We start from the raw sequence: 21,713 nt of genomic DNA, 5'->3' as shown, positions 1-21,713 counted from the left end.
TATTGTTATCGTAATTAAATAGTGCCGTCTATACCCGCTCAATTATGAAACTTTTAATCCCAAATGCCCTGGCCAGGGTTTTCCTATGTGCTGCCATATCGCTTTTATCTTTATTCAGTGCTTCTGCAGCAGATAATTTTCCTTATGGATGTATTGTTTTTTATGATGGTGCGGAACGCGTTTTTACTGATTTTCAGGGGATTGATCCGGTAGGGGGTGCCAGAACTTATTCATTGGCAACAAGTTATAAACAGGGAACCGGCAACTGCGAGGTAAGGGTCGAATTTTCCACCCCATATTCGGGCGGCTGCAGTGTTACCGGCGTAACAAATGGATCGAATGTTACCATTGCAGAGGTTTACAATTGTTCGATTGACCACGGGACGGCATTTTTTATGGTTTTATTAGGATTGACAGGGGTTGTTGCCATCCGCAAAACCGATAAAAAATGATTTTTAGGATTAAATGTACCAATTGTTATTCCTGCTCATTTACAGGACGATCTTGAAAGAATATATGTAAAAATAATCGCTGAGGTGATGCCGCCGATTACTTATTCTGCTACCGCACTATCGATGCAAAAAAGCAGTTGAAAGCGAAATCAACATTTTGGTGGTACTACGCAAAGATTTAAAGAAATTAAGGGATCAATGGAGATTTTGAAGTTATTAAGTAAAAGGTTAAGGTCAATTATATCAGACCATATGGGACAATATTCGAACGTATTTAAGGAAAACCTGATGGCTGGCTCAAAAACGGTAGTTCTTGATTACCTTTTCGGTGAAGGAGACGACATAAATGCCTATCAACTGGTACGGTTTGCAGAAAGTGAACCCTGGAATGTATTATGCAATGGCTATCTTCTGGGCCGCTTAAGTAAAGCGAACGGAGCATGGGTAGAGGTAAATAACGGAAGTTTAGGAGAAGAAAGGATCCTTTCAATCGGTAAGTTTATAGATAGTCAACATTTTAACCTGCTGCCCGATAAGATTAAAGCTCACTGGGAAGATTCTGTTCAAGAGGTGATCATGAACAATGATAGCAGTTACATGGTAGTTTGTAGGGCAGGTATAGAATTTGACCGCTTTAGGCTGATGTTTTGCTCATTTATCCCCGAACTTGTTAAAGATGAATGGGCTGTCACTTTCAAAGTTTATAACGCTGCATTCAGTGATGATTTTGAAATAGAAGTATTGTGAGGCAGATTGAATGAGGTTGTATTTGATTGATTAATCTTAGAATTTTTTTTCCAGGCTTAAATGCTATTAAACCAAAAAAGACGCAATTTCTTGCGTCTTTCTGTGATCCCGCTGGGATTCGAACCCAGGACCACTACATTAAAAGTGTAATGCTCTACCAGCTGAGCTACGGAATCATTCCTTTTGTTTAAGGAGGTGCAAATATAGAGATTTATCCTTTTCCTGCAAACATTTTTAGAAAATGTTTTTGATGTTTTTTATGCTTGCTAAAATTAGTATTGATAACTAACTGATTCTAAATTTTGTAAGGCTGAAAATAATTTTAAATTTTATTTTAAATCTCACAATAATTTCAAAAACCAGCCCTTATTTATTTGTTTTTGGAATAAAGTTTAAGAAAGACTGGAATTGTGCCTTATGTTTGTTCCTGTCGAGTTTAAAATAAAAAGCACCTCTTCTCGAACTCGATTTATCCTTATCCGTTTGTTTGATCAATAAACCACTGGCAGTAATTTTGCGGATGAAATTCCGGTTATCAATCGGAGAATCGTACACCTGTTCGTATAAAGCCTGCAATTGTGGGATCGTAAACCTCTTAGGCAAAAGTTCAAATAAAACAGGATGGAGAGCGGCCTGATAACGGATTTTATCCATTGCAGCCTTCACCATTACATTATGGTCGAAAATTAATTCGGGTACTTCTTTCAGCTTAAACCATTCTGCATGGTACTGATCATTGATCTGTTTGCTGTATTTATTAATATCGATTAACGCAAAATAAACCACAGAAACCGTACGCTCAATCGGGTCACGGTCTGGACGGCCGTAAGCATGCAACTGCTCCAGGTACACATCATGTAAACCCGTCAATTCCAGTAAGATCCGTTTGGCTGCCTCATCAAGATCTTCCTCTTCGCCAATAAAACCGCCCATTAAACTCCACTTATCCTTAACAGGTTCTATTGCCCTTTTAATTACCAAAAGTTTTAGCTGATCGCCGTCATAGCCAAAAATAATGCAGTCTACTGCAACAAGAACAGGTTTTTGATTTAAATATTTTCCCATTTTAAAATAGCGTATTTAGTTTGGTATCGTTGTAATCTTTAATATAACCTAAGATATTCGGATAACCTTCAAATTCTTCAATTGTATGTGTTGTAGTAAGTACAATACAGGAAATTCCTGCATTCAGTGCCGATTCTACACCTTTTGGTGCATCTTCAAAAACAAGGGAATCTGCAGGTGCAATACCTAAAGCTGAGGCTGCTTTTAAAAAAGTTTCAGGATCAGGTTTGCTGAGCGCTACATCATCGGCACTTATTATGGCATCCATATAATGACGGATGTTAAGCCCATCAACCACAAAGTCGATGTTAAAAGGTATTGCTGCAGAGCCAATGGCCATTCGGATATTGGCTGCTTTAGAGCGTTCTAAAAACCGACTTAATCCATCAATTAAAGCCAGATGTGGCATATAGCCTTGCTGGTAACGTTTCTCTTTATTTATCGATAGCCTTTCCACTTCTTCTGCTGTAAATCTGTTCTCGCCAAAAACACGGGCCAATACCTCATGATTTTTACCGTACATCTCTTTTTTTACACTTTCATAATCTAGTTTAGCACCTAAATCTTCTGTCATAATAGCATACCAAGCAAGCGTGTGGTATTCCATATCATTGATCATGGTGCCATTTAAATCAAAAAGAAAGGCTTTCGGCCTGAAATTCAACTCGTACATAAGGTTGCTAAATTATGTGATTTTTTTTACTGTTAATCATCATCATTAATATTAGCTTAACAATAATTATAATCGTTACGATAACGTTAATTATTTTTGTTACTTTAGCTTTAACCAAAAATAAATCTACGTGGAGTAAACACAGCTTTGCAGGCATTGCGAAATCTGTTATGCTCTTAAATTTTAACCAGATGAAAAAAATATTCTTTAAGGCTTTGCCCTTTGCCGCATTATGTGTAGCGGTTACTTTTACCTCCTGCCATTCCGGATCGGATAAAGGCACAGCGGCCACCGAACAGATCGATTCTTCAAAATACGCAAGCACCATTGATGGGAAAAGCGTTAAACTTTACACGCTGAAAAATAAAAAAGGGGCTTCAGTTTCTATCACAAATTATGGCGGAAGGATTGTTTCATTGCTGGTCCCCGATAAAAACAATAAATTAACTGATGTAGTATTGGGTTATGACAGCCTTGGTGCCTACCGTAAAAAAGGAGAGCCGTTTTTTGGTGCCCTGATTGGCAGGTACGGAAACCGCATAGGTAAAGGTAAATTTACTTTGGATGGAAAAGAATATCATTTACAGCTTAATGATGGCGTAAATACTTTGCATGGTGGTAACGATGGTTTTTTCTCGAAAGTTTGGGATGCGAAACAGGACGGACAAAAATTAGCACTGAGCTATGTTTCAAAGGATGGGGAAGCGGGTTATCCTGGAAAGCTTGATGTAAAAGTAATTTATACGCTCACAGACGACAATGCTTTACAGATTGATTATCTGGCCACAACCGATAAAGCAACCGTGGTGAATCTGACCAATCATGCTTACTTTAACCTGAACGGTGAAGGAAATAAGACCATTCTCGATCACGAATTAAAGATCGATGCCAATGCTTATACACCTGTCGATTCAACCTTAATTCCAACCGGGAAATTACAACCTGTAGCGGGAACGGCTTTTGATTTTAACAAAGCCAAAACCATAGGAAAATCAATAGAAGAAAACGACCAGCAATTAAAATTCGGGGAAGGTTACGATCATAATTTTGTCTTAGCCCATCATGATGGTAAAACGCCGGTGGCAGTTGTTAAAAGTCCGGTTACAGGTATCACGTTAGAAGTTTATACCACCGAGCCTGGATTACAGTTTTACAGTGGTAATTTTTTAACCGGTGCTGATAAGGATGGAAAAGGAGGGAAATCTTATCCTCACCGCTCTGCTTTTTGCCTGGAAACACAGCATTTTCCTGATGCGCCAAACCATGCGAACTTTGCTTCAACCGTGCTTAAACCAGGCGAAACATATAAAACGAGTACCACTTATAAGTTTTTGTAATAATACTCCAGATAATCAATCACATTTTAAACAAAAAAGCAAGACTTCTGATCTTGCTTTTTTTGTTTATTTGATTTTTAAGTCAGCTTTAAGGATTTAATAACCGGTCAGGAAATTGTGTAACATTCTCAATGGTAAGCTGTTGCATAATCTGGTATAAATGAGTTTTAAACATATTGATGGTATGATCGCCTCCTTCATTGCCCAAAGCGCCAACTCCATACATGAAAGGCCGGCCCATAAAGTTAAATTCAGATCCAACGGCATGTGCCCTTGCTAAATCAACACCCGAACGGATACCTCCATCTAACATGATCTTCAATTTTGATTTGTAAGCATCATTTCCCGCTAGTTTAATTAAAGAATTGATTGATGATTCACCTGCGTCAATTTGTCTGCCACCGTGATTGGAAACAATCACACCATCCACACCGATTTGGATGGCTGCCTGCATATCTTCATCCGTCGCGATTCCCTTCAGCACCAAAGGTCCTTTCCAGAGATCACGAATGGCAGCAACCTTTTCAATATCAACTTTACCGGTAAATGTTTTGTTCATGAATTGTCCCAGTTGCGACATGTCCATTCCTTTTTCCATATAGGGCTTTAAAGTAGCAAATGACGGAATTCCGTGCTGTAAGGTTTTTATTCCCCATAGCGGACGGGCGCAGGCCTGCAAAATATTATTGATTGACATTTTTGGGGGAATAGATAAGCCACTCTTAATCTCTTTGTAGCGCAAACCAAACGCAGGCACATCTACCAGCACAACCAATACCGGACATTCAACAGCTTTTAAGCGATTTAAGATATCATCTCTCAAACTATTCTCCGTAGGATGGTACAATTGAAACCATGCTTTTCCATCAGATACTTCGGCAATTCGTTCGATACTACTGGTAGATACGGTACTTAGGGTATAAGGGATATCCGCTTTAGCAGCAGCTTTGGCTAAAATTTCGGGTGCATTAGGCCACATTAAACCCTGCAGGCCAATCGGTGATATCCCAAATGGAGCACTGTAACGACGACCAAATAATTCAACCGACATGTCGATATCTCCGCCAACACGCAGGTAATTCGGTTTAAGATAAATATTATCGAAATCGTTCTCGTTACGCGATAAATTAAGTCCCTCATTACAACCGCCTTCCAGGTAGTCGAAAGCAAATTTAGGAATCCTGGATTTTGCCCTTTTTCTTAAGTCCGCTACAGAAGGGTATTGAGGATTGTAAGGGAATGTAATTTTTTTACTCATATTTCAATGTTGTATTGGTCAAATTTTATTTTAAAAAGCGAAAACTAATATTTTATATTATATTTTCCATCCTGCTCTATCTGCTGTTTTAAGTTTTATTTGCGGAGAACGTAAAAGAATATTTTTTAGGGTTGATCTGTCATGCTGATCACAAAGAACTCCTAGAAAAAATGCACTATCAAAAAGATTCTTCATTGCATTCAGGATGACAAACGCGGCAAAATGTGTCTTCAAACTCCATAAAACGCTTTCGCATTATCGCTGAAAAATAGTTGACGTTCTTCCGGAGAAAATTGCGCTATATATTGATGAACTAAATTAAACCAATCTTCATAAGGCCTGCTGATCAGCATTACTGGCCAATCGCTGCCATACATAATCCTTTTCACGCCGAAATGTTCAAATACCACATCAAAGCAATTAAAAATTTCTTTTTCTGTCCAGTTTTTCCAGTCGGCCTCAGCCAGTAAGCCCGATACTTTGCAACTTACATTTGAGTTTGAAGCCAATATTTTGATATTTTCAGCCCAGGCTTTCAAATCCTGGTTTTTAACATCCGGTTTGCCACAATGATCGAGTACAAATGGCTGATCAGGAAGCTGATCAACCATTTTAATAATATCCGGTAACTGATTGTGGTAGCACAATAAATCGTAGGTATAACTGTATTCTTTTAGAAGTTTAATGCCTTCAATAAAATTTGAATCAAGGATAAACGCACTGTTTTCGGCCTGTAAAATATGACGCCAGCCTTTAATGGTTTTAAAATTGCTCCAGTAGTTTAAGCGATCACCGAGATTTGGATCAAGCAGATTAACCCAGCCAACAATGCCTTTAATGATTTCATTTTTTTCAGCCAGACTTAACAGAAAATGGTTTTCTTCTTCCGATTGACTGGCCTGTACGGCAATACATCCGGTAATCTGGAGATCCTGATAAGCCCCTGACAGATTTTCGGGATGAAAATCCTGCCGGATAACCTTCATATCTTCATTGATCCAGCTATCCCTAACCGGATCAAAATTCCAAAAATGTACGTGGGTATCAATCATAAAAGCATTTAAAGTTTAAATATCTGGTCCATTAAAATCCATTTTTCACCCGGTTTGGCACCAGGCAATGCCTGCTGGAATTTCCACATTAAAGTTTCCCATTCCTGTACTTTTGGATTGGCCAGATCGGCTTTTGCCTTTTCTTCAAATGAGAAGCTTTCATTAACCTCCATAATCATAAATAACCGGTTCCCAAGCAGATATATCTCCAAATCTTCAATTCCTGAAGACGATATGCTCTCTTTAATCTCCGGCCAAACCGCTTGATGATATTGCTTATATTCTTCTATAAGCTTTTCATCATTGATCAGATCGAGTGTTAAGCAGTATCTTTTCATATTAATTTTCGCTGTAAGCTTTAACTGTTTGTTTGCTTGAGCCCAAACCATCAATACCCAGTTCTACCACGTCGCCGGCTTTTAAATACCATGGTTCAGGTTTTTGCCCCAAACCAACACCTGCCGGAGTACCTGTTGTAATCACATCACCTGGTAAAAGGGTCATAAACTGACTAATGTAAGAAATCATAAAAGGAACATTGAAAATCAGGTTTGAAGTATTTCCATCCTGTAATGTTTTGCCGTTTACGGTAAGCCAAAGGCGAAGATTGTGGACGTCAGCAATTTCATCCTGTGTAGCAATAAATGGGCCTATTGGCGCAAAAGTATCACAGCTTTTTCCTTTAACCCATTGTCCGTTTCTTTCAATCTGGAATTCGCGTTCACTATAATCGTTATGCAATACGTAACCCGCAATATGCTCCAAAGCGTTTTCTTCTGAAACATAACTGGCTTTTTTGCCTATAACAATGGCTAATTCTACTTCCCAATCCGTTTTTTTACTGTTTTTTGGGATAATCAGGTCATCATTTGGGCCAACTATGGCCGAAGTGGCTTTAAAAAATAATATCGGCTCAGAAGGAATAGGCGCATTGGTTTCTGCTGCGTGGTCTTTATAATTTAAGCCCACACATATAATCTTTGAAGGACGTGCCAGGGCAGTGCCTAAACGCACACCTTTATCCACCTGTGGTAAATCAGCGGTTTCTATATCTTTTTTTAACTTTTCAAGGCCATCTCCACCAAAAAATTCTTCGTTGTAATCTTTTACCAGGGCAGAAACATCGAAATAATTATCGTTTATAATAACTCCTGGTTTTTCGGCTCCGGCTTCGCCAAATCTTATTAACTTCATTATAATGTATTTAAATTATCTTATTAATTGTTTAAGGTAGTAAATCCGCCGTCAATCGGATAATCGCAGCCCGTAATAAACGAAGCTTCATCGCTGCAAAGGTATAGTGCCAGTGCACCAACTTCCTCCGGTTTTGCCATTCTGCCTATTGGTTGTGTTTTAGAAAGCTTTTCGAACATTTCGGGAATGTTATCCGGATAGTTTTTCTGTAAAAAGCCATCTACAAATGGCGTATGTACCCTGGCCGGAGAAATGGAATTACACCTGATGTTCTCGCCGATATAATCTTTGGCCACACTCATGGTAATGGCTTTTACCGCACCTTTTGCTGCGCTATATACAAAACGGTCGGGTAGGCCGATCAAAGCCGCAATAGAAGCCATATTAATGATTACACCTCCTCCAGCTAAACGAATCTGCGGAATAGCCGCGTGCAGACAATTGTACACACCTTTTACGTTTACACGCATTACACGGTCGAAATCTGATTCATCAGTAGTATCGGCCTTGCCAATGTGGGCGATACCTGCATTATTGATCAGGATATTAATTTGTCCGATTTGCTCAAAAACTTCGTGAACCGCTTTATGATCAGAAACATCGCAGCCATAACTATATGCAGTACCGCCGTTTTCCGTAATTTCTTTTAGTGTATCCTCAGCCTGTTCAGTGCCCAGTTCGATGATGTGAACTTCTGCGCCCTGTTTAGCTAAAATGGTTGCAATAGCCTTTCCAATGCCACTTCCTCCGCCTGTAACCACGGCTTTTTTGTTTTTTAGTGAAAACATGTATGGTTATAATTTATAATTGATTAGAATATTGAATACAAATAAAATAAATTTTGTTGGTTAAAAATTTTATCTTCTTGCCTAAATATTAACAGATATTGTCATAGTTCGTTTATAGCAATAACTACCACCTTACCTTGCATAAATTTTACAAATCCGAAAGGCTAATTTACTTATATTTGAATATTATTTTTATATTTAAATAATATTTTAACCAAATATCACATATCATTCCCTTAAAAAAGGAGTTGTAAGCGCCAAATTGAATGAGAAATTTTCTGCTTTTTATTTCCTGTTATTTTTTATCGATATCCTTATCTCAGGCAATTCAACCTGTACAAAAAAACATCGTAATTTCTAAAGAAAACCATGTTCGGGTACGTTTTGGCGCCGAAAGAATTTTAAAAGCCTTATCTAAATTAAATTATTCAATTAAAATAGAACAAAAAGACAAGCTCAGTAATTCGGGTAATTTAATTGCGATCGGTGTATTTTCTGATAAGCTTTTTACTAATCAGCTTCCTGCGGAAATTAAAAACCAGATTTCGGTTACAAAAAAAGAAGGTTTCCATATTTATTCGGCAAAAAATGGTAGCATTTTTATCATAGGTAATGATGCATCGGGCGCTTTATACGGCTGTATAGAACTTGCCGACCAAATTAAAAACAGTGGCAAATTACCAGCAGAGCTTAACTTTTCCGATCAACCCGAGATGGTATTACGTGGTACCTGTATCGGCTTACAAAAACCAGATTATTTGCCCGGGCACGATGTTTACGAATATCCCTACGAGCCCGAAACATTCCCGTGGTTGTACGATAAGGCCTTATGGATTAAATACCTTGATATGATGGTCGAGAACCGTTATAATTCGCTCTATTTGTGGAACGGTCATCCGTTTTCGTCTTTATTGAGGTTAAAAGACTATCCTTATGCGGTTGAAGTAGATGAAGCCACTTTAAAAAAGAACGAAGAAATTTTTCAGTTTTTAACTCAAGAGGCTGATAAACGGGGAATCTGGGTGATCCAGATGTTCTACAATATCATCATCCCGAAACCTTTTGCCGATAAACACGGCTTAAAAACCCAGGACAGGAACCGCCCGATTATTCCATTGATTGCCGATTATACCCGAAAATCAATCGCCGCGTTTGTAGAGAAATACCCTAATGTGGGTTTAATGGTAGCTTTGGGCGAGGCGATGGAAGGCGTTGGTCAGGATGATATTGATTGGTTCACCAAAACCATTATTCCGGGGGTGAAAGATGGACTAAAAGCTGCAGGAATTAAAGAAGAACCGCCTATTGTGTTGCGAGCTCACGATACTGATGCGCCAAGTGTAATGAAAGCCGCTTTACCACTTTATAAAAATCTTTACACCGAGAATAAATTTAATGGCGAAGCTTTAACCACTTATACACCACGCGGGGCCTGGGCAGATTTGAACCGAAAGTTAGCGGCTATTGGTACAGTTAACATTTCTAACGTTCATATTTTGGCCAATCTGGAGCCTTTTCGATATGGTTCAGCCGATTTTATCCAGAAATCGGTTCAGGCAATGAACAAAATTTATGGCGCTAAAGGTTTGCATTTATATCCTCAGGCAAGCTACTGGGACTGGCCTTACTCGGCCGACGAGGTGAAAGGCAGATTGCTGGAAGTAGACCGCGATTGGATCTGGTACAAAGAATGGGCAAGATATTCATGGAATTCGCAGCGCGACCGTGCAAAGGAAATTAATTATTGGGGAAAAGAACTTGCCAATAAGTATGGTACTGACTTGAATAGTGGTAAAGCCATTTTAAATGCTTACGAAGAATCGGGAGAGATATCACCAAAGCTTTTACGCAGGTACGGCATTACCGACGGAAACCGGCAAACGCTGACCTTAGGCATGTTGATGACGCAATTGATCAACCCATATCGTTACGGACTTTTTACTTTATTATACGAATCGGAAGCGCCAGAAGGTGAAATGATTATAGATTACGCAGAAAAGGAATGGAAAAAGCAGGGTCATGTAGGCGAAACCCCGATTCAGGTAGCAAAGGAAGTGGTTGAGCACGGTAAAAAAGCCATCCAATTTATAAATAAAGCTGATGCAAAAGTAAAAAAAGATACTGCAGAGTTTAAAAGGCTTAAAAATGATATCTATTGTTATGATGCAATGGCCAATTTTTATGCAGAAAAGGTAAAGGCTGCGCTTTGGATATTGCGGTATAAATATTCGAATCAGGTAAGCGATTTAGAACAAGCCCTGCCTTTCCTACAGAAAAGTGTAAATCATTATGCAGTATTAGTTAAGCTAACGGATCATAATTACCTGTATGCAAATAGTATGCAAACCAAACAACGCAAAATCCCGATGCGTGGTGTTGATAAAACCTTTATCCATTGGAGAGAAATGTTACCGGTTTTTACCAAAGAACTGAATCATTTTAAAAAAAGTATAGATTCATTAAAATCAATTAAACAGGGATCGATTGCTGCTATCGTACCTTATAAAGCTGCTGATGTAAAATTGCTCAACACAACTGAAGCGTACACCATTGCTAAAGATGTACAGCTTTTTAGCGACACAACTGTTAAAATCAAAGAAGTTGCCGCGCAGTTAACCGGCTTAAAAGGCATTAGACTGAGCAAAGCGCAACAAATTAAAAACGGGACAGAAATTAAGTTCAGCACTAATTCTCCTGTAAAATTATTGGTTGGTTTTTTTAACCAGAAAGATTCTCAATACCTCGCTCCGCCACAATTGGAAACCGATGCCAGTGCCAACAATTATGGTCAGTCGGAAATTAAAATTTCAAATGCATTGGTACCTTATGGCTTTCCGCCGGTAAACGTACACGCCTATGCTTTTCCGGCAGGAACACATACTTTAAACTTAGGTAAAGGTGCTTGTTTGATATTGGGTTTTATTGATGATAAGCAGGAACTGCGCATTTTTAATGCGGGTTTAGACGGCAGGGGAAAAGATATAGATTGGTTATTCGAATAATGGGAAAAACAAGAAATTTTATAGCCACGGCAACATTGTCGATATTGACAATTACGGGCTATGCGCAACAAAAAACTATCCTCGGTACGGAAAAGCTGAAGAAATATGTGGATTATTTTAATTCAACAGATACTGAAGCTGTAAAGAATTATATTCCAAATAGTGAGGCTTTTAAATGGCTTGCTGATCAGGCTCCTTTATTCGAATGCCCGGATGAGATACTGGAACAAAATTACTACTACCGCTGGTGGACATACCGCAAACACCTGGTTAAAACGCCGGATGGTTTCATCTTTACCGAGTTTATTGAGCCGGTTAAACATGCAGGCAAATATAATTCGATCAGTTGCGCCTTGGGACACCATATTTATGAAGGACGCTGGTTTAAAGATAACAGTTACCTCAAAGATTACATCAGATTCTGGCTCTACAAAGCCGATGTTGGCGAAACGAAACAACGGTTCCATCAGTTTAGCAGCTGGGTGGATGATGCTGTTTATCAGAATTACCTGGTAAAACCGGATCAGGCATTTTTAAAGGAAATCTTACCGGCACTTGATAAAGATTATACCAAATGGGAAACCGAACGGCAGCTTAAAAACGGCCTCTTCTGGCAAAATGATGTGAAAGATGGCATGGAAGAATCGATCAGCGGTTCGCGTAAAGACCAGAATCAGCGCCCAACCATTAACAGTTATATGTATGGTAATGCAACGGCTTTAGATAAAATTGCCACACTTTTAAATGAAACAGCAACGGCAGAAAAGTATAAAAACAAAGCAACTACAATAAAAAAACTGGTTCAGGATAGCTTGTGGAATACTTCTTCTTCGTTTTTCGAAACGAGAAAAGCCAAAGGTGGCGCTGCAAATGTTCGCGAAGCCATTGGTTTTACACCCTGGGATTTCAATCTGCCGGATGATAAAGCCATCTATGCAAAAGCCTGGGACCAATTGTTGGATACGGCAGGTTTTAAAGCACCCTGGGGCTTAACTACTGCTGAAAGGAGAAACCCAACATTCAGAACAAGGGGAACAGGCCATAGCTGCGAATGGGACGGCGCATTGTGGCCATTTGCCAGCTCGCAAACTTTAAAAGGATTGGCAAACCTGTTAACCAATTACAAAAAACATGGCAATATGAAACCTGAAGTTTTTTATCAGGAACTGCATCAGTATGCTGCATCACATATCAAAAACGGAAAACCATACATTGGAGAATATCAGGATGAAAAAACCGGTGAGTGGTTAAAGGGCGATAATCCGCGAAGCAGTTTTTATAATCATTCTACTTTTAATGATTTAATTATCAATGATTTGGTAGGTATAAAGCCCCGTCAGGATAATGTGCTGGAATTATTTCCATTAATCCCGAAAAATCAATGGGATTGGTTTATACTCGATAATGTTTCCTATCATGGTAAAATAGTGACGATTCTATGGGATAAAACCGGTACAAAATATAACAAAGGTAAAGGTTTACTGATTTTTGCAGACGGAAAAGAAATTTATAAAGGCAAAGATTTGAAGCCGGTTAAGGTTAAGATGGATTAAAATGATACGTCATTGCGAACTGAAGCGCTGGGAAAAGAGGGAGCGTGAAGCAATCTTTCATGTATAAAATAACTACCTAGGCCTGTGTTAGTACAGCTCAAACATCGTTAAAAAGTGATAAAAGCGCTAATCTCACTCATCCTTGTTATAAACGAGGACGATAAATTATAAAAAAAAAATCGTCATTGCGAACGGAAGCGTTGGAATGTGCGGGGGAGTGAAGCAATCTTTGAAGCCTGGAAAAACTAAAAAGATTGCTTCGTCCCGATGAAAAATCGGAACTCGCAATGACGAGGCATTTAAATAAAAAACCTATGAAATACATTTTCAAAACCTTATTTTTTATAATTGCAATAATCACTTGCTTAAACGCCAACGCCCAATCATATTACAACGTCATTAAATATGGCGCAAAAAACGACAGCAGTAAACTGGCTACAACCGCCATCAAAAATGCGATTGATGCGGCGTCAAAAGCCGGAGGCGGTACCGTTTATTTCCCTGCCGGAAAATATTTAACAGGCGCAATTCACCTAAAGAGTAACATCACCATATTGATTGATGCCGGAGCAGAACTGCATTTCAGCGATAATTTTGACGATTACCTGCCCATGGTGAAAAGTCGATATGAGGGCGTAGATGTAACCAGTTTCTCGCCGTTATTTTATGCCTATAAAGCAGAAAATATTTCCATTATTGGTCGCGGAATTATCGACGGACATGGCAAAAAATGGTGGGATTTTGTAGAGGGATACAAAGAAGGACAGCCACGATCGAAATGGCAGACCACATTTGATGGATTAAATAAAGACATTATTTTGCCTGACGATCCGAAACAGATGAAAAGAGGTTTTCTCCGTCCGCCGTTTATACAGCCTATGTTCTGCAAAAATGTGCTGATTGATGGAATTACCATCCGGAATTCACCTTTCTGGACCATCAATCCGGAGTTTTGCGAAAATGTTAAGGTACATGCCGTTACCATCAACAATCCTCATTCACCAAATACAGACGGGATCAATCCCGAATCATGTAAAAATGTACACATTTCAGATTGCCATATCAGCGTTGGCGACGACTGCATTACTATTAAATCGGGCAAAGATGCTCCCGGCCGGAAAATGGCTGTTCCCGCAGAAAATTATGTCATTACCAATTGTACAATGTTATCCGGCCATGGTGGGGTAGTAATCGGCAGTGAAATGTCTGGAGATGTACGTAAAATAGCCATCTCCAATTGTGTTTTCGACGGAACAGATAGGGGCATCCGCGTTAAAACAGCCCGTGGAAGGGGTGGTGTGGTTGAAGAGATCAGGGTGAGCAACATCATCATGAAAAACATAAAAGATCAGGCCATTGTGCTTGATATGCAATACGCAAAAACCAATGTCGAAGCTGTTTCGGAGCGTACACCCGTTTTCAGGAATATCCATTTCAGCAACATTACCGGGCAGGTTAACCAGGCTGGTTATCTGAATGGTTTGGAAGAGATGCCGATCGACAATATCAGTTTCAACGACATTAATTTTGAAGCTAAAAAAGGTTTTTCGATCAGCAATTCCAATAACATCGAGTTTCATAATATAACGGTAAATACAGAATTGGGCCCGTCATTAAAAGCTTTAAAAGTTAATAACCTGATTATAAACGGCTTAAATAATAATCAACCACTGCCGAACGCGCCAGTAATCGACCTTACAAACGTATCCGATCTGTTTTTATACAATGCTTTTCCGGTAAAAGAAACGGTTACCTATCTTAAATTAAATGGCGCCGAAACTAAAAATATCTTCCTCGGAAACAATAACTTTAGGAGAATGAAAGAAGCTGTTAAAAAGGAAAAAGATGTAAAGGCTGAGATCGAAATTATTTCGGGCGATAAAGGACAATAGTATGAAGGTTAAATTTTTATGGGCGATTTTATTATTCGCTGCACATTTTAACGGTTTTGCACAGGAAAACAACCATACTTTATGGTACACTAAACCTGCCGAAAAGTGGACAGATGCTTTGCCTATTGGCAACGGACGATTAGGCGCCATGATTTTTGCCGGAACTGCAGTTGATCACATCCAGTTTAACGAAGAAACCGTCTGGACAGGCAAACCGCGTGATTACAACCGCAAAGGTGCTTACCAATACTTACCGGAAATCAGGAAATTACTTTTCGACGGCAAACAGAGAGAGGCTGAAGCTTTGGCGCAGGAACAGTTTATGGGACTTCAAAGTAGCTCCGGCGATCGCAAAGTTTGGGTTAACGAAATGAAAGCGGGCAAAGGTATTCAGGGTAATCCGGCATTAAGCAATTTTGATGATAAACTTTGGAAAAGCATTAAAGTACCTTCTTATGAAGGATGGGAAGCGGTAGGTTTGGCCAATTTAGATGGCGCAGTGTGGTTTAGAACAACTTTTGATGTACCGGAGAATTGGCTCGGAAAAGACCTTATACTTGATCTTAACCGCATCCGCGACCAGGATTTCTCCTATATTAATGGTCAGCTGGTTGGCAATACCGATAGTACAGACCCTCGGAAATATACCATTCCGGCTAAGCTAATCAAAAAGGGCATAAATGTGATCGCCATACAAGTGCTCAATTACTTTGATAAAGGCGGATTGGCGGGTTATAAAGACACTTCAAAAAAAATCGGCATTTATCCTGTAGGAAGTAATGTAGAACAAGGAATTTCATTGGTAAAAGAATGGAAGTATAAAATTCAGGATGAAGATCCGCCTGCTGTTCCGCAATACCAGGCCAGTTACCAGCCTTTTGGCGACCTGAATTTGTATTTTAAGCAAACTAAATCGCTGGTTTCCAATTATAAAAGATCTTTGGATATCAGTAACGCTGTTGCTAAAACCACTTATACTTTAAATGGTGTAAATTACACACGTGAATATTTTGCCAGTCAACCAGATCAGGCCTTGGTGATTCATTTAACGGCTGATAAAAAAGCATCTATAACTTTTGATGCAGAACTTTCCAGTGCCCACCGAAAATCGTCGGTAAAAACTTTAGGAAATAATGTAATTGCCTTGTCCATACAGGTAAAAGATGGCGCCATTAAGGGCGAAAGCCGGTTAACTGCCTTAATAAAAAATGGAACTGTAAAAACTGCAAATGGCAAAATCAGTATCAACCAGGCCGACGAAGTAACGCTTTATTTAACTGCAGGAACTAATTTTATCAACGCTCAGGATGTTTCGGGAAATCCTGCAACGGCTAATGTTAAAGCATTAAACGGCTTAAAAGGAAAATCTTATGTTGCAATTAAGCAAAATCATATCAAAGAATACCAAAGTTATTACAAAAGTTTTAGTGTCGATTTTGGCCGTTCAGAGAATGAGAAACTGCCTACAGAGGAAAGACTGGAAAAATTCGCCAGTGCAAACGATCCTGCTTTTGCTGCTTTGTACATGCAGTATGGTCGTTATTTATTGATTTCGAGCTCCAGGCCGGGTACACAACCCGCTAATCTTCAGGGAATCTGGAACGACCTGCTCACTCCGCCATGGGGCAGCAAGTACACTACCAATATTAACCTCGAAATGAATTACTGGCCAACAGAAATCCTTAATTTATCAGCTTTAAACGAACCATTGTTTAACAAAATTAAAGGATTGTCGAAAACAGGTGCCGAAACAGCAAAACAATATTATAATGCGCGTGGCTGGGTTTTACACCACAATACCGATTTATGGAACGGTACAGCACCCATTAATGCCTCTAACCATGGTATTTGGGTAAGTGGTGGTGCCTGGCTAAGTCAGCATTTATGGGAGCATTATCAATTCAGTAAAGACCGTAAATTCCTGGAAACCGAAGCTTATCCCTTAATGAAACAGGCCGCTTTATTTTTTGAAGATTTTTTAGTGGAAGATCCGAAAACAGGCTGGCTGATTAGCACACCATCTAATTCGCCTGAAAACGGAGGTTTGGTTGCAGGGCCCACAATGGATCACCAGATTATCCGTTCGCTCTTTAAAAACTGTATTGCAGCTGCTGAGGAATTGAATATTGATGAAGATTTCAGGAAATCGTTAAGCGAGAAAGTTAAACAAATTGCACCCAACCAGATTGGCAAATATGGTCAGCTGCAGGAATGGTTAACCGATATTGATGATACAGCAAGTAAACACCGCCATGTTTCGCATTTGTGGGGCGTTTACCCTGGAAATGACATAACCTGGGATAGCAACAAAAAAATGATGCAGGCTGCAAAACAATCTTTACTTTACCGCGGAGATGAGGCTACAGGCTGGAGTTTAGCCTGGAAAATCAACTTTTGGGCAAGGTTTAAAGATGGCGATCATGCCATGAAACTGGTTAAAATGTTAATGAAACCTGCCAATAATGGCGCCGGATCTTATGTAAATCTTTTTGATGCGCATCCACCATTCCAGATTGATGGAAACTTTGGTGGTGCTGCCGGAATGGCCGAAATGATCGTTCAGAGTCATCAGGGTTATCTTGATATTTTACCGGCATTACCATCTGAAATCCCTAACGGAGAAATTAAAGGTTTACAGGCACGTGGTGGATTTGTACTGGATTTAGCCTGGGCAAATGGATTGCTGACCTCACTTACCGTGAAATCAAAAACTGGGGGAAATTGTAAAATCCACTACAAAAATAATAGCGTCAGCATCGAAACTAAAGCGGGTGAAACGTATAAACTGAATGGAGATTTGAAATGACAAGAGACTTTAAAGGCATTTTAAAAAGTATTTTGAACGTAATGAGGTCCGTGAGGACACGTACCTCGGCTAGGGATGGAGGTTTAAAAGGCATTTTAAAAAGTATTTTGAACGTAATAAGGTCCGTGGGGACACGTACCTCGGCTAGAGGGAATATAGCCTTCCAGAATTTCAAACACCTTAGTCTTTGTTTACACATACGAAAATTGAAACATTTCGCGCACCATGGTTCATGTCTCCACGAACCAATAGCGCTAACGCCATTAATTGTTATTTTCCATTCCCCTGGCTTGTGTCCTCAAAGACCAGTTAAATGCATAAATTTTAAGCAAATACTTCTATTTATTACTTTTCTATTTGCTATCAATTTAGCTCACGCACAAAATCAAATAAGAAAAGATATCTCCCTAAACACCAACTGGCAAACCATTGCTGATGAGAAAAACCAGAATGCTTATGATGGTTTTCAAGAGGTAAGCTATAAAATCCAGAACTGGAAAAATGTAAATGTTCCACATAACTGGGACGAGTATGAAGGGTACCAGCGTAAACTTCATGGCAATAAACATGGCTACGCCTGGTACCGCAAAACATTCAAAACTAACAACATCAAAAACGGTAAACGTTTCTTTTTATATTTCGAAGGAGTAGGATCTTATGCTACAGTTTGGCTAAATGGTAAAAATGTAGGTTATCATGCCGGCGGAAGAACAACTTTTACCCTTGATGTAACATCAGCCATTAAACTTAATAACCAGGAAAATATTTTGGCTGTGCGTGCCGATCATCCTGCAAATATCCAGGATTTACCCTGGGTTGATGGTGGTTGCTCAACAGAGCGGGGTTTTTCCGAAGGTTCACAGCCTATGGGAATTTTCCGTCCTGTGCATTTAATTGTAACCAATGATATCCGCGTTGAACCCTTTGGCATCCACATCTGGAACGACAATAAAATTTCTGAAAAATCAGCTATTTTAAACTTAAGCAGTACCTTAAAAAACTATACTTTAAAAGTTAAAAATATAACGCTGATTAACCGTTTGCTTGATGCAAATGGAATGCAGGTTAAAGAACTCAAAAAAACAGTTTCAGTTGCAGGTGGGAAAGAAATCCAGATCGATCAGCAAACGGATAAAATCATCAATCCAAAGCTTTGGTCATTGGAAAATCCCTATCTATATACGTTACAAACTTCTATTATTGAAAATGGAAAAGTTGTAGATGAAATTAAAACACCTTATGGTATCCGGTGGATCAGCTGGCCTATAGGCGATCAGGCTAATCAAAAACAATTTTTATTAAACGGAAAACCTGTATTTATCAATGGCATTGCTGAATATGAGCATTTAATCGGTCAGAGTCATGCTTTTAGTAGCGAACAGATCAGATCGAGGGTGATGCAAATTAAAGTGGCAGGTTTCAATGCTTTCCGCGATGCGCACCAACCACACAACTTACTTTATTCCGATTACTGGGACAAAGAAGGGATTTTATGCTGGACACAAATGGCTGCGCACATCTGGTACGATACACCTGAATTCAGGAAGAACTTTAAAACGCTCATAACGGATTGGGTAAAAGAAAGAAGGAACAGTCCTGCGGTAGTTTTATGGGGATTGGAAAACGAAAGTACGCTGCCCGAAGATTTTGCAAAAGAATGTACCGAACTCATCAGGAAACTGGATCCAACCGCTTCCTCACAACGGAAAGTAACCACCTGTAATGGCGGTAAAGGAACAGATTGGGATGTGCCACAAAACTGGACCGGCACTTATGGCGGCAATCCGCTAACTTATGGCGAAGACCTCAAAAGGCAGGTTTTAGTAGGCGAATATGGTGCCTGGAGAACCATCGATCTTCATGATACCGATGCAAACGGTAAAGGTTATACCGAAAACAAAATGACCGATTTAATGGAAACGAAAGTACGCCTGGCCGAATCAGTGAAAGCTGAAACTGCTGGTCATTTTTTCTGGTTATATAGCTCGCACGATAACCCGGGCAGGGTACAGGGAGGCGAGGGTTTAAGGGATCTGGATCGGGTTGGTCCTGTAAATTACAAGGGCATGTTTACTCCCTGGGAAGAACCAACAGATGTTTTTTATATGTTCAGAGCCAATTATGCCTCGAAACAGACCAATCCTATGGTATATATTGTTTCGCATACCTGGCCAAACCGATGGACAAAACCGGGAATAAAAGATAGCATTGTGGTTTATTCCAACTGTGATGAAGTAGAATTATTTAACGATATAAGCAGACAGTCTTTAGGAAAAAAGAAACGTGGCGGAATTGGAACTCATTTCCAATGGAATAAGCCTGAAATTAAATATAACGTGCTTTATGCAATAGGTTATGTTAACGGGAAAGCAGTTGCCAAAGATCAGATTGTGCTGCAGAATTTACCTCAAAGTCCAAATTTTATTGGTTTAATTTCGGATAAACAATTAATCGATCCTGTACAGGACTACAACTACGTTTATCGTGTAAATTGTGGCGGAGGGAATTATACGGATACTAATGGCAACCAATGGTTTGCAGACAGAAACCTAAGTTCTGCTGATCGTTTTGGTTCTACCTCATGGACCGCTAATTTTAAAGGTATTCCTGATTTTTTTGCCAGTCAAAGGCGTACTTTTCAACCCGTTAATGGCACTAAAGACTGGAAGCTTTTTCAGACATTCAGATATGGCAGAGAGCAGTTAAAATATCATTTCCCGTTACCCGATGGAGAATACCTGGTTGAACTCTATTTTATCGAACCCTGGCTGGGCATAGGTGGTGGTTACAATGCCCAGTCCATGCGTTTATTCGATATAGCCTTTAACGGCAAAACATTAATTAAAGATTTAGATATCTGGAAAGAAGCCGGCAGTAACACCTTATTGAAGAAAACAATCAAAACTACCGTTAAAGGTGGCTTTTTGGATATTAACTTTCCCGAGGTGAAAGTGGGGCAGGCAGTGATTTCGGCTATTGCCATCGCCAGTTTAAAGCAAAATATTCAAGTTGCGCCGGTAAGCAATTCGCTTCTAAGTAAAATTAAAAATGCTGAATTAAACAGCTGGCTGGATATCGGGGACGAACAATTTAAAGGAGAAAAATCAGCATTTACCGAACTGCCATCGAATTTATATGGCGCGGAATGGTTAAAAGCTTCCCGCGGACAAGAAAGTATCGAATTTACCGCTACTGACAGCGTTGATGCCTTTATTGCGATAAATAAAAACAGCAGTATCCCTCAAGGTTTTGTAAATACGAAAACCACTTTGAGCAATAGTAATGAAGAAACCTTTGCACTTTACCGTAAAAGACTTGATCCTAACGAAAGAATGATATTCGACAGCAGAACTGCTACGGTTTTTGTTTTGCCTGTTACCCATTTACAGCCTGCATACGATTTAAAAACCACCACAAGCTACAAAGCTACTGACGGCATTTTAGAGGGCAAGGAGGTTACAAAAGCAGTGTTGATGGAGAAACAGCGGGTAATTTTTAATGCTGCCGGTCTGGGTAGTTTAACCTGGAATATCTCAGTTGGCGTTGCCGATACCTATTCTTTAACCATTAAGTACCATAATCCATTCAGTCAACCATTAAAGGCCAGACTGGAATTTTTATCGGCAGACGGAACCTTAATGAAAACAGAAATAGCCGAATTTGCCCCTACAAAAGAGGGGAAATGGAATTACCTGAGCACCAATACCGGCAGCATGATTAACGCCGGAAGTTATAAAGTGCGTTTAATTGCAACCGAAACCAAAGGACTTGCAGTTGATGCTTTAGATGTTCAATAAGATAAGATGGTATAATATGTGGCCAAAATCTTATATTAATGATGATATTTAGCGATGCATATTTGTTTTAACCAAATTAATAAACGAGCCAACAAGT

The 21,713-nt window shown here is 39.4% G+C and carries 15 protein-coding genes and 1 tRNA gene; 8 read left to right on the top strand and 8 right to left on the bottom strand.

Annotated elements, in window-relative coordinates:
- Positions 1–44 precede the first annotated feature (44 nt).
- Both ACTJKC_RS23710 and ACTJKC_RS23705 read left to right on the top strand, forming a co-directional pair.
- On the top strand, positions 45–452 hold the full coding sequence (locus tag ACTJKC_RS23710; protein ID WP_440795927.1) for a hypothetical protein: 408 nt from the start codon (positions 45–47) through the stop codon (positions 450–452).
- 252 nt (positions 453–704) lie between these two features.
- On the top strand, positions 705–1,199 hold the full coding sequence (locus ACTJKC_RS23705; protein WP_440795926.1) for a hypothetical protein: 495 nt from the start codon (positions 705–707) through the stop codon (positions 1,197–1,199).
- Positions 1,200–1,302: 103 nt separating this feature from the next.
- Here the strand turns inward: ACTJKC_RS23705 and ACTJKC_RS23700 are convergent.
- The 3 genes from ACTJKC_RS23700 to ACTJKC_RS23690 form a co-directional block, all read right to left on the bottom strand.
- Positions 1,303–1,375, bottom strand: a tRNA-Lys gene (locus ACTJKC_RS23700).
- A 190-nt stretch (positions 1,376–1,565) separates the two neighbouring features.
- Complete coding sequence (locus tag ACTJKC_RS23695; RefSeq protein ID WP_440795924.1) at positions 1,566–2,264, bottom strand: NUDIX hydrolase; 699 nt, start codon at positions 2,262–2,264, stop codon at positions 1,566–1,568.
- Position 2,265: 1 nt separating this feature from the next.
- Entirely contained in the window at positions 2,266–2,937 is a 672-nt protein-coding gene (locus ACTJKC_RS23690; RefSeq protein ID WP_440795922.1) for an HAD family hydrolase, read from the bottom strand.
- A gap of 191 nt (positions 2,938–3,128) precedes the next feature.
- Here ACTJKC_RS23690 and ACTJKC_RS23685 point away from each other — a divergent pair, with 191 nt between their 5' ends.
- Positions 3,129–4,274 (top strand): aldose epimerase family protein, encoded by a 1,146-nt coding sequence (locus tag ACTJKC_RS23685; RefSeq protein WP_440795920.1) that lies wholly within the window; start codon positions 3,129–3,131, stop codon positions 4,272–4,274.
- Positions 4,275–4,362: 88 nt separating this feature from the next.
- On the opposite strand, the gene ACTJKC_RS23680 is transcribed toward ACTJKC_RS23685, so the two are convergent.
- From ACTJKC_RS23680 to ACTJKC_RS23660, 5 genes are all read right to left on the bottom strand, one after another.
- The gene (locus ACTJKC_RS23680; protein ID WP_440795918.1) at positions 4,363–5,532 is read right to left on the bottom strand and encodes an alpha-hydroxy acid oxidase; all 1,170 of its coding nucleotides are present in this window, start codon (positions 5,530–5,532) and stop codon (positions 4,363–4,365) included.
- Positions 5,533–5,762: 230 nt separating this feature from the next.
- Positions 5,763–6,584, bottom strand: a complete 822-nt coding sequence (locus ACTJKC_RS23675) for an amidohydrolase family protein (protein ID WP_440795916.1) — start codon at positions 6,582–6,584, stop codon at positions 5,763–5,765.
- An 8-nt stretch (positions 6,585–6,592) separates the two neighbouring features.
- Positions 6,593–6,922, bottom strand: coding sequence for an L-rhamnose mutarotase (locus tag ACTJKC_RS23670; protein ID WP_440795914.1), 330 nt, complete (start codon positions 6,920–6,922; stop codon positions 6,593–6,595).
- A gap of 1 nt (position 6,923) precedes the next feature.
- Positions 6,924–7,778 carry a fumarylacetoacetate hydrolase family protein gene (locus ACTJKC_RS23665; RefSeq protein WP_440795912.1) on the bottom strand — a complete coding sequence of 285 codons (855 nt, stop codon included), beginning with the start codon at positions 7,776–7,778 and terminating at the stop codon, positions 6,924–6,926.
- Positions 7,779–7,801: 23 nt separating this feature from the next.
- Positions 7,802–8,566, bottom strand: coding sequence for an SDR family NAD(P)-dependent oxidoreductase (locus tag ACTJKC_RS23660; protein WP_440795910.1), 765 nt, complete (start codon positions 8,564–8,566; stop codon positions 7,802–7,804).
- Positions 8,567–8,832: 266 nt separating this feature from the next.
- Here ACTJKC_RS23660 and ACTJKC_RS23655 point away from each other — a divergent pair, with 266 nt between their 5' ends.
- The 5 genes from ACTJKC_RS23655 to ACTJKC_RS23635 all read left to right on the top strand — a co-directional run bounded on the left by ACTJKC_RS23655 (position 8,833) and on the right by ACTJKC_RS23635 (position 21,616).
- Complete coding sequence (locus ACTJKC_RS23655) at positions 8,833–11,568, top strand: alpha-d-galacturonidase (protein ID WP_440795908.1); 2,736 nt, start codon at positions 8,833–8,835, stop codon at positions 11,566–11,568.
- Positions 11,568–13,121 (top strand): MGH1-like glycoside hydrolase domain-containing protein, encoded by a 1,554-nt coding sequence (locus tag ACTJKC_RS23650; protein ID WP_440795906.1) that lies wholly within the window; start codon positions 11,568–11,570, stop codon positions 13,119–13,121. Before ACTJKC_RS23655 ends, ACTJKC_RS23650 begins: the two co-directional genes overlap by 1 nt.
- Positions 13,122–13,435: 314 nt before the next feature.
- Positions 13,436–15,013, top strand: coding sequence for a glycoside hydrolase family 28 protein (locus ACTJKC_RS23645; protein WP_440795903.1), 1,578 nt, complete (start codon positions 13,436–13,438; stop codon positions 15,011–15,013).
- A 1-nt stretch (position 15,014) separates the two neighbouring features.
- Positions 15,015–17,819 carry a glycosyl hydrolase family 95 catalytic domain-containing protein gene (locus tag ACTJKC_RS23640; RefSeq protein WP_440795901.1) on the top strand — a complete coding sequence of 935 codons (2,805 nt, stop codon included), beginning with the start codon at positions 15,015–15,017 and terminating at the stop codon, positions 17,817–17,819.
- Positions 17,820–18,025: 206 nt separating this feature from the next.
- Positions 18,026–21,616, top strand: coding sequence for a malectin domain-containing carbohydrate-binding protein (locus ACTJKC_RS23635; RefSeq protein ID WP_440795899.1), 3,591 nt, complete (start codon positions 18,026–18,028; stop codon positions 21,614–21,616).
- Positions 21,617–21,713 lie beyond the last annotated feature (97 nt).

The sequence above is a fragment of the Pedobacter sp. 22226 genome, from assembly GCF_052045455.1.
In the GTDB taxonomy this organism is placed as follows: domain Bacteria; phylum Bacteroidota; class Bacteroidia; order Sphingobacteriales; family Sphingobacteriaceae; genus Pedobacter; species Pedobacter jeongneungensis.
The sequence above is the reverse complement of the archived record's forward strand: the minus strand, read 5'-3'. Positions and strand labels throughout refer to the sequence as shown.